The 16,784-nt window shown below is 37.4% G+C and carries 8 protein-coding genes; 7 read left to right on the top strand and 1 reads right to left on the bottom strand.

Translation table 11 applies throughout. The features are described 5' to 3' along the window. The 3 genes from H8B04_RS03435 (at nt 1) to H8B04_RS03425 (ending at nt 7,466) form a co-directional block, all read left to right on the top strand. Nucleotides 1–3,180, top strand: a complete 3,180-nt coding sequence (locus H8B04_RS03435) for a SusC/RagA family TonB-linked outer membrane protein (RefSeq protein WP_190301458.1) — start codon at nt 1–3, stop codon at nt 3,178–3,180. A gap of 4 nt (nt 3,181–3,184) precedes the next feature. Continuing rightward, a complete protein-coding gene (locus H8B04_RS03430) occupies nt 3,185–5,032 on the top strand; it encodes a RagB/SusD family nutrient uptake outer membrane protein (protein WP_190301457.1) in 1,848 nt (615 codons plus the stop codon). A gap of 85 nt (nt 5,033–5,117) precedes the next feature. Next, a complete protein-coding gene (locus tag H8B04_RS03425; RefSeq protein ID WP_190301456.1) occupies nt 5,118–7,466 on the top strand; it encodes a glycosyl hydrolase 115 family protein in 2,349 nt (782 codons plus the stop codon). Nucleotides 7,467–7,516: 50 nt separating this feature from the next. Here H8B04_RS03425 and H8B04_RS03420 read toward each other — a convergent pair whose 3' ends face one another. Continuing rightward, complete coding sequence (locus tag H8B04_RS03420) at nt 7,517–8,800, bottom strand: glycoside hydrolase family 28 protein (RefSeq protein WP_223815237.1); 1,284 nt, start codon at nt 8,798–8,800, stop codon at nt 7,517–7,519. A 301-nt stretch (nt 8,801–9,101) separates the two neighbouring features. Between H8B04_RS03420 and H8B04_RS03415 the strand changes: the two genes are divergently transcribed. The 4 genes from H8B04_RS03415 to H8B04_RS16980 all read left to right on the top strand — a co-directional run bounded on the left by H8B04_RS03415 (nt 9,102) and on the right by H8B04_RS16980 (nt 16,783). Beyond that, nucleotides 9,102–11,909: a glycoside hydrolase family 2 protein gene (locus tag H8B04_RS03415; RefSeq protein ID WP_223815262.1), complete on the top strand. Its 2,808-nt coding sequence runs from the start codon at nt 9,102–9,104 to the stop codon at nt 11,907–11,909. 892 nt (nt 11,910–12,801) lie between these two features. Beyond that, on the top strand, nt 12,802–14,130 hold the full coding sequence (locus tag H8B04_RS03410; RefSeq protein WP_190301453.1) for a rhamnogalacturonidase: 1,329 nt from the start codon (nt 12,802–12,804) through the stop codon (nt 14,128–14,130). Between the two features lie 103 nt (nt 14,131–14,233). Then, on the top strand, nt 14,234–16,000 hold the full coding sequence (locus H8B04_RS03405) for a rhamnogalacturonan lyase (protein ID WP_262891402.1): 1,767 nt from the start codon (nt 14,234–14,236) through the stop codon (nt 15,998–16,000). A gap of 12 nt (nt 16,001–16,012) precedes the next feature. After that, the gene (locus H8B04_RS16980) at nt 16,013–16,783 is read left to right on the top strand and encodes a rhamnogalacturonan acetylesterase (RefSeq protein WP_206366861.1); all 771 of its coding nucleotides are present in this window, start codon (nt 16,013–16,015) and stop codon (nt 16,781–16,783) included. Nucleotide 16,784 lies beyond the last annotated feature (1 nt).

Raw genomic sequence — 16,784 nt, 5'->3', positions numbered from 1 at the left:
ATGATAAAGTTTAATAATATTTTCAATTTTAAGATTACTACTCTTTGCCTCTTCACGAGCTTGCAAGTGGGCGTTGCGTACAGTCAGGAAGCGAAAGCTATAGTCGTGACGACGCAGCAAAAATCGAATCTTGTGAAAGGTACAGTAATAGATAGCCGTACAAATAAACCTGTAGCAGGAGCGCGTATTACATATGGGCGTGCTGTAGCCAAATTAACGGATAATAATGGCGCATTTGAGGTAGAAGTAAATAATTCATGGGCAGTTATCCATGTTTCTATGGATGGATATATCCTAAAAACTGTCCCAGCACTGTTTGATAAACCTATGCAAATAAAATTGTATCCTATTGGCTTTAGCTCTAATTATGAGACTACGCAAACTGTTTTTGGAAACAATGATGTGCTACATACAGCTGGGGCAACTCAAAAAGCTTATATCAATGCGTGGGAACAAAATTCAGAATCTATAGCAAGTTATCTGCAAGGGAAAATGTCTGGTGTTCAGGTGGTTCGTAAATCTGGAACACCTTCTATGGGAGCAAATTTGTTTGTCCGTAATATTGGCTCTTTATATACACAAAATCAACCTCTGTACATCATTGATGGAGTGGTATATAATGCGGAAATGTTAACGTCTTCGATTACTTCAGGACATGAGAATAATCCTTTGCAACATGTGGATTTGCGCGATATTCAGGATGTAACGGTACTAAAGGATGCGGTATCTACAGCGATTTATGGAGCTAGAGCAGCAAATGGGGTGGTGGTGATTAATACGACACATGCAAAAGAGTTGGCCACAAAAATTGATTTTCAGGCTACTACAAGCTATAATTTCAGACCGAAAGCTATTCCTATGATGCAGTCTTACAATTATAGAAGTTACCTCAATGATGTATTGGCGACTTCTCCTTATACTGGAGAGCAAATAGCAGCTATGCCATTCAATATTGATAATACGAATTACAATTTGTATCCTATATATCACAACGAAACAAATTGGCAAAATGAAGTCTTGAAAAATTCATTGGATCAAAACTACTTTTTGCGTGTGACAGGTGGTGATAATATTGCAAATTATGCTTTATCAGTAGGTTATAATAATGAAAAAGGAATTATAGATAATACGCAGCAAGACCGTTATTCGGCACGCTTCAATAGTAATATGCGCTTAGCACAAAAGCTTTCTGCGCAAACAAATATTTCTGTGGGGTATGGTCAGCAAGGCCTAAAGGATCAGGGTTTGTCGCCTAAAACTAATCCGCTTTTCCTTTCCATGATTAAAGCTCCATTTTTGAATACTAATGATGTGGCGGAGGATGGTACATTGTCTCCAAACTATGCTGAAGCTGATTATTTTGGCTATTCCAATCCTATGCAATTAGTTTTCAATGGTATTAATAATAAGAAAGCCTATCGTTTTCATGGGTCTATTAAATTTGATTACAAATTTGATAATGCATTCACCTTTACCAATTTGACAGCAGTAACATACGATAAGGCACAAGAAGATTTCTTTATTCCGAAGAAAGGTGTAGCAAAGGATACGGTTAATAATATGGAGGTATATAGCAGACTTGGTACACAAGTCGCTCGCTACTACGGTATCTCTAACGATGCACGCCTTACTTATGAAAAAGAATTGGACAATGAATTAAAAATCCAAGCTATGGGAGGTTTCCGTTATCATCAACACGACGCCGAACAAGATTATGCTTTAGGTTTTAATTCAGCGACAGATCAGTTGGTAAGTATTGGTAACTCAACCGCAGCTTCGCGTACCTATGGAGGATATATTGGCAAATGGGCAAATCAAACTTATTATGCACTTTCCAATTTCACTTTCAAAAACAGGTATATTCTGAATGCTGCAGTTTCTTTGGATGGCTCTTCCCGTTTTGGAAGCAAAGTTAACCAAGGAGTAGCTTTAAATGGTCATAAATACGGTGTATTCCCAGCTATAGGTGCTGCCTGGATTCTATCCAATGAAGAATTCTTAAAAGGTAGTGAATCATTGAATTTAGCTAAACTTAGAGCCAGTTACGGTATTTTAGGAAATGATGATATTGGTAATTTCAATGCTCGCGAAGGCTATGTATCCCAAAATTTCTTAGGTGTTCAGGGCTTGGTGAGAGATGGTATAGGTAATCCATTTTTACAATGGGAAAATGTAGAAAAAATTAACGCAGGTCTCGATTTATCTTTTGCACAAGAACGCTTCAACTTATCGGTTGATGTGTACAGAAACCGAACGAAAGATATGCTTTCTTACAATAGAGGGAATACCGTTTCGGGTGTGACATATTATCTTTTCAATAATGGAAGTATGGAAACCAAAGGTGTGGACATCGGCGTATTCGGAAGAATCGTGGATTCTAAAGTGAAATGGGATGCGAATTTGACAATAAGCCATACTAAACCAGAAGTAATAAGCCTTCCAGAGACAGCTTATACATCATATGCGGGCGGTACGATGATTACACGTGTGGGGGAGGCTCCTAATGCATTTTATGGACATACCTTTGAAGGTGTTTATAGTACTTCGGCTGAAGCAGCAGCAGCAGGCTTGGGTGTCTTAAATACTGCAGGAGAAAAAATCCCTTTTAAAGCGGGTGATGCTAAATTCACGGATCGCAATGGTGATAAAATTATCGATGACCAGGACAGGACGGTGATTGGAAACCCTAACCCAAATTTATATGGAGGATTGAATAATACGGTATCGTATAAAAATTGGAAATTCGGTGCTTTGATCACTTATTCATTAGGTAATGATGTATACAACTACACAAGAGCACAATTAGAATCAGGCAGTTCATTCTACAATCAAACTGAATTATTAAATAACAGATGGAAAGCAGAAGGTCAAATCACCAATGTACCTAAAGCTTCATATAATGATCCAATGGGTAATGCAAGATTTTCTGATCGTTGGATCGAAGATGGTTCTTATGTACGCTTGAGACAAGTCTCTGTGGAATACATGATTCCTGTGGATAAAGCTATATTAAAATATGTACGCTTATATGGTACAGCTAATAATCTGTTGACATTTACCAAATATCTAGGATACGATCCTGAATTTGCTCAATCTGCGGATATTTTTCATCAAGGTGTAGACGTTACTTTGGAGCCTCAATTCCGTTCATTTCAATTTGGGGTACGCTTAGGGTTATAATATTATGGATATGATAAGATTTTTGAAAAGTTTTTTAATAGGTACGATTTGTACAAGCATACTCGCCATTTCGTGTAGCAAAACCTTGGATATTCAACCCGAGGATAAATTAGATCGCACGTTGATGTACAATACATTAGCGGATGCTGATGCTGCTGTATTGGGGATTTACGGACAGTTTGCTGCCTTAGGAGATAAATACATACTTTGGAATGAGTTGAGAGCAGACTTGGTCGATGTGACACGTAATGCTAACCCTTATCTGCAACAACTTTCTAATCATGAAGTAACGCAGGACAACCCTTATGTCGATCCTACATCATTTTATAAAGTCATCTTTAGCTGTAATGATGCGTTGTATAATTTCAAAATAATGGAGAGAGAGGGCAAATTAAGCAATGAGGAATATAACCAAAGGTATTCGGATATTATGGTATTGCGTACTTGGCTTTATTTGCAGTTGGGAATTCATTTTGGCGAAATACCCTATTTGGATACCAATATCGAAGATGTCTCCCAAATTAAAGAATTGAATAATATGCCTAAAACTAAATTCGAAGCTTTAATTGACATTTTGATCAATGATGTGAAAGATCTGCCGTACACGGAATACTTTGCTTATCCTACCGGAAGTTCCTTGATTTTTACAACAGATGGATATAATACAAATAAGATTTTTGCGAATAAACCACATGTCATTGGCGAATTATATTTATGGAAAGGAAATTACCTAGAAGCGGCTCGCTGGTATAAGAAAGCACTCACAGCGGAGGATAAGAATACCAATGTCAGTATTCAGTTTAATCACAATCGTGTTGGATGGTTTGATAATGCTGATGCTAATATCCAAGTTTCATTTGCTCGTGGACAAGAAGGGGCCTCTTTAGTAAATTCATTGACAGAAGGCTGGAGAAGTTTGTTCGCACTTCCAAACACCAATAGACATTGGAATTCCGAATGGAATTGGTCTATACCATATCATAATTCTTTTGCGCCAGGGAATCCATTTATTGAATTAGCGTCCAAAGAAGGAAATTATCAAATAAAGCCTTCTCAAAAATCAATGGATTTATGGAATAGCAAAACTAATATAAATGGTATTCCATGGGATGCTCGAGGTAAATTATCTTATACTGTGGATGCTGCCGGAGATCCTGTAATTACTAAATATACCGATAACTCGACTTCAACATTGACGCTTTTAAATAAAGGGGGACAATGGAATATCGCTAGGGCTGCAGGAGCGCATCTTCGTTTTGCCGAAGCTGCTAATCGGGACGGACATGGCCGTGTGGCGTATGCCTTACTTAATAACGGTATTAAATCCACCTTTTATTACGGAGGATTTACATCAAATAATACGACGCTTGCTCCAGGTAGTTTTTTCGAATTAGAATCACAGATTTCTCATCAAGGCTTTGGCAATGATCGCGTTACTTACTCCGAATCGTCACCTTACCACTTTGACGCTCGTGATAATCAGTATATTGTGCGTGGTGTGTGGTATAGAAACGTAGGAGTGCGTGGAAGAGCTATGCTGCCCGCATTACAATTTCCTGGCATCAAGTACGGACCAGGGACTGCAAATAATTATGGTAGCGTGATGATTGAATATAATGTGCCTATAGCAGATTTGGAAGATAAAATCATTGAAGAAGCAGCTTTAGAATTAGCTTTTGAAGGGGGAAGATGGTCAGATTTAATGCGTATAGCCCGCAGAAGAAATGATCCTTCGTTTTTGGCAGAGAAAGTATACGAAAAACTTTCCAAAGCCAATAATCCTAAAGCGGCGGAAGTGCGTTCGAAATTAATGAACATGAGTAATTGGTATTTACCATTCAAAATACAATAGTTTTATAAATAGTAGTTAGTGTTAAAATCTGGACCTTATAGTCCAGATTTTTTTCTTGATAAAGAATTCTTTAATATTTATGCCGATGAAGAAATTAAAGTTACAGTTTTGTGTCCTTATACTTATTATATGTTGTAACCCCTTGCATGCAAAGGTTATTTTAAATAAAGGAAAGAATCTTAGTGTATCTATTAATGGTTATTCAGAAGAAGTCGTCTTTACAGCTTTTTCTATTTTTAAGCGAGATTTTGAAAATGTATTTCAAGCAAAAATTGTGGACTATAGGGAAGATAGTGAAGTTATAATAGGCACGTTAGGAAAATCTTCTTCTATAGAAAATTTATTAAATCCTTTAGATATTCAAACGTTAAAACAACATAAGGAAGCTTTTTTGATTCAGGTTGTCGGCAATAAACTCCTAGTGCTAGGAAGTGACAAACGTGGTACAGCTTATGGAATTTTGGAATTGTCACGAATTATTGGAGTATCTCCTTGGGAATGGTGGGCTGATTCTACTCCTAATAAATTGAATCAATATATTTTTCATGATTCCTATAAAAGGATAGATTATCCGTCAGTAGCGCATCGGGGAATCTTTTTAAATGATGAAGATTTTGCTTTACTGCCCTGGAGTTCTCTTACTCATGAGCCAGAAAGTAAGCCCGGTGAAATAGGACCTAGAACACATGAACGAATCTTTGAATTGCTGCTTAGATTACGAGCTAATACATTCTGGCCTGCTATGCATGAGTGTACAGTAGCCTTTTATCTCACGCCAGAAAACAAGAAAATCGCTGATAAATATGGGATCTACATAGGGACTTCTCATTGTGAGCCCATGATGCGTAATACAAATGCGGAGTGGAAATTAGCAGGGGTAGGGCCATACGATTATGTAAATAATAGAGAACAAGTGGTTACGTTTTGGGAACAGCGCGTACAAGAATTAGCAGGTTCAGATAATATTTATACACTAGGCATTCGTGGTGTACACGATAGTAAAATGCTGGGAGCAAATACACTTGAAGAACAGCGCGTAGCTCTCAATGACATTATCAAAGATCAGCGAAAGTTGATAGCTAAACATGTAAATCCAAAAGTAGATGAAGTATCACAGGTATTTATTCCATATAAAGAAGTATTAGATGTATATAAACTAGGTTTAGAAATTCCCGATGATGTAACATTGGTATGGTGTGATGATAATTACGGTTATATACGCCATTTTCCAACTGGATCAGAACAACAGAGACGAGGTGGAAATGGTATTTACTATCATGTATCTTATTGGGGACGACCTCACGATTATTTATGGTTATCCACTACTCATCCTGCTTTGATTTATTCGCAAATGAAGACAGCCTATGAACGTGGAGTTAAAGATATTTGGATTCTAAATGTTGGAGATATTAAACCCGCTGAATTTGCTATTGAAATGTTCTTAGATATGGCATGGAACATGAACCTCATAAAAGACAGCAGAGAAGGAATAAATCAATATATTCAAACATGGTACTCTAGAGAGTTTGGTCCAAAAATAAGTTCGGAATTAATGCAAATAGTACATGAATATTATCGTTTAGCATATATTCGAAAACCTGAATTTATGGGAAATACTCGTACAGAAGAAAAAGACCCTTATACAAAGAAAGTAAAGGACTTGCCATGGACAGAAGCTGAAATACGTACAAGGATTAAGCAATACGAATTGCTTGAAAAACGCGTGCGGAAATTAACTCAGCAGATTCCAGCCAATAAACAAAGCACTTGGTTTCAATTGGTGGAATATCCTGTGACGGCTTCGGTAGCTATGAATCACAAGCATTTGTATGCACAATTGGCAAGATATTCAAAAGCATCATGGGATCAAAGTGATGCAGCTTTCGATAAAATCGTGAATTTAACTATGCATTATGATACGATTTCAAATGGTAAATGGAAAAGAATGATGAACTATAAGCCACGTAATTTGGAAGTATTTAATCGAGTTCCACGTGAGACATTTCAGACAACAATGGCAATTGATAAGCAATATATTACAATCCTTAATGGGTTAAGCTATAAAAGATTTAGTGGTGAGAAACCGAAATCATATGGCTTGGGGTATGCAAGTCAGGCTATCCATTTATCCAAAGGTTCATCTGTGGATTATACCGTAAAAGTGTCAAAAAAAGACTCTATATATATGGATTTTGCTTTGGCTCCCAACCATCCTGTTGATGGCCAAAATATTCGATTTGTGGTGAGTATAAATGATAATCCAGAACAAATTTTTGATATTCAAACCTTCGGAAGATCAGAAGAATGGAAAGAAAATGTACTAACGAATAGGACTGTAAGAAGCTTAAGATTCACAAATCCTTCAAATAAACTTAATATTCACATTCGAGCATTGGACGAAGGTATTGTGTTAGATCAAATTCTTATTTACTAACTCATTTCTATACCAGAAGTCTCACTTTCATGTGGACTTCTGGTATACAGTTAATTGTAAATAAAATTACTTACATGTTTGTTTTGTATTCTCTCCTGCGTACTGTTCTCTAGGTACACGTTTTTTAGTACCACATTTTGTGCTGGTAACTCAGGGTTTCCATTAATTTTAGTTACAAATTTTCCTTTTTTAGCTTGGATGTTTTCAAGAAAGATATTCTCAATTAGGGTTGTTTTTTTAATGCGTGTAGAAACAAGAGTTCGCCATTGATATAATACATCAGTGTCTATACCTAATATACCATCTTGAACATCTTGCGCTATTATATTTTTGAAATAAATATTTTTCACGTAGCCGCCCATACGTTCATTTGTTTTGATAAAAAGTAGGTGCATCAACTTAGCACCAGACCCAGCCACGCAATTGTCCACTAAAATATTTTCTACACCACCAGAAAGCTCACTGCCGATCGCTAACAATTGATGTCCATCCTTCATTGTACAATTTCGGATAACAATATTTTTAGATGGAGTCTGTAATCTCCAACCTTCTGGGTTTCGACCCGATTTGATCGCTATAGCATCGTCACCTTGATCAAATACACAGTTTTCAATCAATACATTCTGACTCATCTCTGGATCAATACCATCATTATTATGACCATGTGCGTATATATCAATATTACGTACAACTATATCTTTGGAGAGGTACAGATGAACAGTCCAAAAAGGGCTATTTCTAATCTTGATATCTTCTATCAATACATTTTCACAACGATTAAATTGAATAAATTGAGGACGTAAATTGGCGGTATCATTGACCATAATTCTTTTTTCAACAGGTATTTCGTCTTGTGCCCAGTTGTATAAATTTTTGATACTTTCCATATGGGGTTTTGGTCTTGGAAACCACTTTTTCCATATATCTAATTGTGCTTTTATGGTTCCCTTTCCTGAGATTGCTACATTTTTTAAACCAAAAGCATAGATCAATGGGGAATAATTATAACATTCTAAACCTTCCCAACTACTAAATACAGCAGGTAAGTAGTCTTGGGGATCTTCAGAAAATAGTAAAGTGGCTCCCTGAGAAATGTGTAGATTGACATTGCTTTTTAAATGTATTTTTTTAGTTAACCATTCGCCTGGAGGAATAATAACAGTTCCTCCTTTAGCTGTAGCTCGATTTATTGCTTCCTCAATAGCCCTTGAATTTTTTTCTTTGTCATTAGGTTCAGCGCCGAAGTCTAGAATGTTGTATTTAGGAAGATTCCTAAAATTGGGAATAAGAATATCTGGCATTTCAAAGGGAGCATCCACCTCTATTTTATCCATTATAATGACAGATGATTTCTGAAAGGACGATTGTCCATATGTTGAAAAACATAAAATTAGAAATGTTGCAATAAGCCAATTGGATTTCATAAAATATTCTTGCGTTTATAATCACTACGAAAATATTTAAAATTTTATTGGCGAGCTAGTAATCAAAGGAAAACCTTCATAAGGATAGTGCAGGATAGTAAGCAGGTTTATATTTTCTATTTTAGAGAAATAATCAGTTGTAAATTTCTAGATACCTATGCCACGATTTTTAAATAATTTCCTTGTCCTGTTTTTAATCATCTCTAATTCGATGTGCAGTTTGGCACAGAGAAAGGAAATTCAATTTTTGTCCGGTACAGATAATACCAATACGGTTGATTGGGATTTCTGGATTTCAGGTGGTCGCAAAGCGGGAAAATGGTCCAAAATTGCTGTGCCTAGTCATTGGGAACAACAAGGATTCGGTAGTTATAATTATGGACGTGATTACGTGACGTATGGCAAAAATTTTCAATTCAACGAAGAATACGCAGTTTACCGACATCAATTCACCGTTCCAGCGAATTGGAAAGGAAAAAAAATCAGTATAGTTTTCGAAGGTTCGATGACCGACACCGAGGTTAAAATTAATGGTCAAGTAGCAGGTGCAATTCATCAAGGATCATTTTATAGATTCTCTTACGATATCACCGATAAGATCAAGTTGGGTGGGAAAAATAATTTGGAAGTTGTGGTCTGGAAAATGTCTAAAGAGAAAACAGTAAATAATGCCGAGCGATTGGCAGATTATTGGATTTTAGGAGGGATTTATCGTCCTGTGTATTTGCAAGCTGTACCTACGCAACATATTGCTTGGGCAGCAATTGATGCAAAAGCGGATGGTACTTTCAAGACTAATGTACATTTAGAAGGCATTCAATCAAACACAAAAGTTAAAGTAGATATCAAAGATAAAGCAGGAAAAATTATTGCGAGTAAAACTTCCAATATTAATCCGAAGGATACGCTTGCTGTACTAGATTTATCGGTTTCAAGCCCCAAATTATGGACAGCAGAAACACCGAATCTGTATTGTGCTGAATATTCTTTATTACAAAACAATAAGACCATTTATTCAAGTAAAGAAAACTTTGGATTTCGTACTATTGAAGTTCGTCAAGGAGACGGAATTTTTGTGAATGGAACTAAAATTAAATTTAAAGGCGTAAATCGCCATGTGTGGTGGCCAGAGACAGGACGTTCGGTAAACCGAAATGTCGATTTGATGGACGTCAAACTGATTAAACAAATGAACATGAATGCTATTCGCTGTTCACATTATCCACCAGATAAGTCATTTTTAGAAATATGTGATTCGTTAGGTTTATATGTGATGGATGAATTAGCGGGCTGGCAAAAGGCATATGGAACTGAAGTCGGTCGTAAATTGGTCAAAGAAATGGTTATTCGTGACGTGAATCATCCAAGTATTATTTTATGGGTGAACGGTAATGAGGGGGGACATAATAAAGACCTTGTCAATGAATACGGTAAATATGATTTGTCAAATAGAACGGTTATCCACGCGCATCATCGCCCGGGCAATGAGTTAAATGGTATTGACTGTAATCATTATGAGGATTATTATTCGACAAAGAAAATATTAGAAGGACCAAATATTTACATGCCGACGGAATTCTTGCATGCGCAGGATGATGGCGGTGCAGCGGCTGGATTAGCCGATATTTGGGAATTGCATTGGAAATCTAAATTGGGTGCTGGTGGTTTTATTTGGAACCTTGCAGACGAAGGTATAGTTCGTACAGATTTTAATAATCAAATCGATGTGAATGGGGTAAATGCACCGGACGGAATATTAGGTCCTCATCGTCAAAAGGAAGGAAGTTTCTTTGCGATCCGCGAGATTTATTCCCCAGTTCATATTAAAATGAAAAATTTGCCAGCTGCGTTTGATGGTAAAATTGCGGTAGAAAATAGATACCACTTTACAAACCTGAAAGATTGCAAATTCGAATATAGACTGGTGAATTATCACAAACCGTATGATAATGAATCGGGAATTGCCAAAGAAGATGTCCATTCGGTAACTAGTCCTTCGATAAATCCTACAGATAGTGGATTTGTTCAACTTCATTTACCAGCTAATTGGAAGGACTACGATGCATTATTATTTACAGCTATCGATAACCATGGAGAAGAAATTTATACTTGGTCTTGGAAAGTAAAAAATAGTGCCCAAGTGACAGCTTCCATATTACCTTTAGAAACCAAAACAGCAGTAGAGCTGACCGAAGATTCAGTGAATTTCAGCCTTAAAGCAAATGGTATCACTGCTTTCATTTCGAAGAAAACAGGTTTACTGGTCGATTTGGCCAATGATTTTAGTATGAAAATGGCTTTCAAAAATGGACCTATTTTAGTTTCTGGCAAGTCTAATTTTGTTTCCATTGAGACAAAAGAGGAGGGGGAGAATAAAATAATAGAAGCTACTTATTCAGGTGATTTAAAATTCATTCGTTGGACGATGCGTCCTGATGGTTGGTTAAAATTGGATTACAGTTACGAACTGAATGGCAATGTTCCTTTCGCAGGTGTGAGCTTTGACTTCCCAGAAAGTTATATGCTTTCCGCAAAATGGTTAGGTAATGGTCCTTATCGTGTATGGAAAAATCGTATGCAAGGTGTAACCCGCAATGCTTGGGAGAAAATGTATAACGATGCAAAACCGGGTATTGGTCCGTGGAATTTCCCAGAATTTAAAGGATACTTTTCGGATATAAATTGGATGATGTTTAACAGTGTGCAAGGTAGATTTTTAGTTGCCACAGATCAAGATGATTTGTTTGTGCGCTTATTTGAATTCTATGGTATGTCAGGTCCACAAGGTTATCCACAGTTGCCATCTGGAAATATTTCCTTCTTGGATGCGATACCTGCGATTGGTTCCAAATTAGCTTTAGGAATCAACAATAATGCAGGGGTAAATGGTCCAGCAGGTGAGTTAAATAAAATGCAGGGTACTATTTCTAGAACATTGTATTTCTATTTTGGAACACCTAAAGGTTCGAAAGACAATACGCAATTCGAAATGCCAAAGGTCAATGTCCTAACAGATTAGCAGGTTTATAGTTTATTAATAATTGTATGGTTAGAAAGCAAACTCGTAGTGGTTTGCTTTTTTTTTATGTGCGCCCGGCATGGGCGTGAACTCTAGGGTGTAAGTCCCGAACGTGCCTTGATAGTGGGAAACGTTAACTTAAGGCAAGGGTGTCCTTCGCGAGGGGGAATCTGAAGGAAGCCGGCGGTAAATCTCTGGCCTGACGCACAGAAATCGAATGAGGCCGTTGGATGTGGGTGAGTCTGCATAACAAGACAAAGCCCTAAACTATCCGAAACATTCCGCGGTAGATTCGACAGGTATATGGAGAGAAAGTTCACGTTCTTACCCGGGGAGATCTGTCACACTGTTGCCGGCTGGAGGAGCGACTCCCTAAGGAACAAAATTTTGTAGTGATACATCATTGGTTTGACAGAAGTCAGCAGACGCCATAGTACTTTTTAATTTTTTTAGGAAGGAAGGGCTGAACATTAAACGTCCGTTTAAACTACGGGAAGTAGGATTATCGTAAAGAAAGCAGAAAACTCCGAATGGAGAGCTGCCCTGTAAGGGATATGCTGGAAGCAGAAAAGTAGCAGGGAGCGCTGAGCGATATCTTGAAAGAAAATAGAAAACACGGAAACATAGAAGGACTACTATATCTTACCGATATAATAGTCCCAAAGACTGTTAATGTTTAATGAACCGCCGTATGCCGAACGGCACGTACGGTGGTGTGAGGGGTCAGGTAATCAAATAATGATTACCTTCCTACTCTATTGTAACTAATTGGATATAAATAGCCAAAAACAGGATGCTACAGGTTGGATAATCGACTTATTGTTGATAGTTTAGTTATCTATCAAAGTCCAATTATAGGACCGAATTATAAACCCTTAGATAATATTAATCAATGAAAAACAGTATAGTTTACCTTCTAGCTTATCTCTGTATGGGAGTGTTTTCAGCGAAAGCACAGCAAAAATTTCCTAATGGAGAGTTGATCAGTTCTTGGTTTTCTGATGCCAAATTAGTGGATGTAAATTCATTGGGTAAAAAATATAAGATAACAGATTATGGTGTCATTTCTGATAGTACTGTAATTCAAACTAAGAAGATTCAAGAAGTAATTGATAAAGCATATCAAGATGGTGGCGGCGTTATCGTCGTGCCTAAAGGTGTTTACTTGAGTGGGTCTTTGTTCTTCAAGCCTAAGACACATTTGCATTTAGAAGAAGGTGGCGTATTGAAAGGAAGCGACGATATTTCCAATTTCGATTTGGTGATGACGCGTATGGAAGGACAGACGCTGAAATATTTTGCTGCTTTGGTAAATGCCGATGAAGTGGATGGGTTTACGGTTACGGGAAAGGGTATGTTGGATGGAAATGGTCTACGTTATTGGAAAGCATTTTGGTTACGTAGAGCTTTTAACCCAAATTGCACGAATATGGACGAAATGCGACCTCGCTTATTGTATGTTTCCAATAGTAAAGACGTTCATATTTCTGGAATTAAGTTGCGCAATTCTCCGTTCTGGACGACACATTTTTATAAGGTAGAAAATTTAAAACTTTTAAACTTACATATTACCGCGCCAAAAGAGCCTGTGAAGGCTCCAAGCTCAGATGCGGTAGATTTAGATGTTTGCAAAAATGTGCTCATTAAGAATTGCTACCTATCTGTAAACGATGATGCGATTGCTTTAAAAGGTGGAAAAGGGCCAAAAGCAGATGTTGATCCAAATAATGGACCTAACTCGAATATTATCATTGAAAATTGTTCATTTGGATTCTGTCACAGCGCATTGACCTGCGGAAGTGAATCTATTTTGAGCTTTAATGTTATTTTTAGAAATAATACAGTGGACCAAGCCCAAAAGGTTTTACAATTAAAAATGCGTCCCGATACACCACAGGAATACAAATTCATTACGCTAGAGAATGTAAAAGGTAATGCTAAAAGTGTGCTTTTTATCAAACCATGGACACAGTTCTTTGATCTAAAAGGCGAAAAGGATATCAAAATGTCTTATGCCAAAAATATTATTTTCAAAAATGTGGATTTACAATGTGATATCTTGTTTGATGTGATCAATTCTCCGCAATACAAACTTTCTGATTTTTCATTTATCAATATGAACGTTAAAGCTTCTCGTTCGGGTGACATTAAGCAAAGCTATATCGAGAACTTCCAATTGGAAAATGTCGTGGTAGATGGTAAAAAGGTAGTTAAACAATAATATCTAATTGTCTAATAGAAGTAGCTTTATGTATGCTGTACGAATTATAGTTGTCCTTTTCTTCTCGATATTGCAAGGAATATTTTGCTACGCACAGCGAAAGATGGAATACTTGGATAGAGGTCTCATTGGTATTAAAACCAGTGAATCTTCAGTTTTTCTAAGTTGGAGATTATTAGCAACTGACGAATATTCTACTGCTTTCAATCTTTATAGACAATACGCAAAGTCGGCAAAAACTAAATTGAATGCAGAACCACTTATTGCAGGTACAAATTTTCAGGATGAGACTCTTCAAGTAGGAGTGGATGTAACTTATATTTTGACAGTCCTAAAAAATAAAAAGGAAGAAGAAGTCGCAAGATATAACTTTTCAAAAGACCAAAATAATCAACCTTACCTAAATATTCCTTTGCGAACACCTAAGGGATATACTCCAGGAGATGTATCAGTAGGTGATCTGGATGGCGATGGATCATACGAATTGATCGTGCATCAAACCGGAATAGGTCGCGATAATGCGCACAATGGACTCACTTCTGAACCTATTTTTCAAGCCTACAAATTGGATGGAACATTCCTTTGGGAAATAAATCTGGGCAAGAACATTAGAGAAGGTGCACATTATACGCAATTTATGGTGTACGACTTGGATGGCGATGGTAAGGCTGAACTAGTTTGTAAAACAGCAGATGGAACAAAAGACGGATTAGGAAAGTACATAGGAAACCCGAATGCTGATTGGCGTGATACAGTTCCTTCTTCCCGCTTTTTCGGTAGAATACTCGAAGGACCTGAGTACTTAACAGTTTTTGATGGTCTGACAGGCGCTGCCGTTCACACCGTAGATTATTTACCGGCGCGTGGCGAACTGATGTCTTGGGGAGATCGCAATGCCAATCGTGCAGACAGGTATTTAGCCTGTATAGCTTATTTGGATGGTGTCAATCCTTCAGTGGTCATGACCAGAGGTTATTATGAGAGAACCGCTTTAGTGGCTTGGGATTATAAAGATAAGAAGCTGGTGAAAAGATGGGTATTTGATACCGAAGGTCGTAATAATCCTTATTCAGGTCAGGGCTATCACAGCTTGTCTGTTGCAGATGTAGATCAAGATGGCAAAGATGAAATAATATTTGGGTCTATGGTTGTGGATGACCATGGCAAAGGATTATACAGTACAAGATTAGGTCATGGTGATGCACTGCATGTTACTGATTTGGATCCCGACAGACCAGGGTTAGAGATATTTGGAATTCACGAGTTAAAAGGAGGAAGAAAAGGTATTGGTACTTCACTCTTGGATGCAAAAACGGGTGAACTTTTATTTAAAGGTGCTATTGATGAAGATATCGGTAGGGGTGTAGCTGCTAATATAGATCCCAATTATAAAGGTGCTTACATGTGGTGGGCCGGTTCATACAATGCGTATAATATGAAAGGAGAAGCAGTAGGACGTGCTCCGCGTTCTGTAAATTTTTTGATCTGGTGGGATGATGATTTAAGCCGTGAATTGTTAAATAGCAATTATATTGAGAAGTATAATGTTGGAAGGATATTCACAGCAGATGGTGCTTTTTCGATAAATGGAAGTAAAAGTACACCGAATTTATCAGCTGATATCCTTGGAGATTGGCGTGAAGAATTGATTCTTCGTTCAGCAGACAATCAATCTTTGCGGATTTATACGACAACAATTCCTACCCCGCATCGAGTGTATACACTTATGCATGATCCGCAATATAGATTAAGTATTGCCTGGCAAAATGTGGGATATAATCAACCACCACATACAGGATATTATTTGGGAACAGGAATGGGTACACCTCCAAAACCTAACATCAAAATTGTGAAGTCCAAAAAGAAATAGTATTGAATAGCTATGAAAATATTTAAAATAGTCTCCATAGGAGTAATAGGACTGATGTTAATGTCCTATATAATAAAACCTAAACCTACAATTTATATAATTGGTGACTCAACGGTTCGTAACAGCAATAAAGAATTTTGGGGATGGGGATCGTTATTAAGTGAATTTTTAGACACTACTAAGGTGGAAATTGCAAACCACGCCATGGCAGGTCGCAGTACTCGCACATTTTTAAAGGAAGGACGTTGGGCAAAAGTGGATTCGTTGATGAAAAAAGGAGATTTCCTCTTAATCCAGTTTGGACATAATGAAGGCAGTAAGCCTGACACTTCGCGCCAAGGGTATAGAGGTGTCCTGCGAGGAATAGGACGTGATTCTGTTGTGTTGGATTGGGGTAATAACCAATTTGAAGTCGTGCATACCTACGGCGAAAATTTAAGACGATTTGTGAAAACCGCCAAGAGTAAAGGCGTGCAGCCGGTGTTACTTTCTATGATACCACGTAATCAGTGGGATGCTGAAGGAAAAGTAAGACGTGCCAATCAAGATTTTGGTCTTTGGGCGAGGCAAATTGCAGAAGAAGAAAATATTCCTTTTGTGGATTTGAATGAATTGTCTGCGAAAAAATACGATAAGTTGGGGCCTGATCTTGTAAAGTCTAAATACTTTCCTGGTGATCATACACATACGAACTACGAAGGGGCGATGGAAAATGCCGCTTCTGTAATAGAAGGTCTTACGACGTTACAACATCCTATTATAAAATATTTAAAGTCATTATAAT

It is taken from the genome of Sphingobacterium litopenaei (assembly GCF_014692495.1).
Taxonomy (GTDB): domain Bacteria; phylum Bacteroidota; class Bacteroidia; order Sphingobacteriales; family Sphingobacteriaceae; genus Sphingobacterium; species Sphingobacterium litopenaei.
This window is presented reverse-complemented; position numbering and strand designations above follow the sequence as displayed.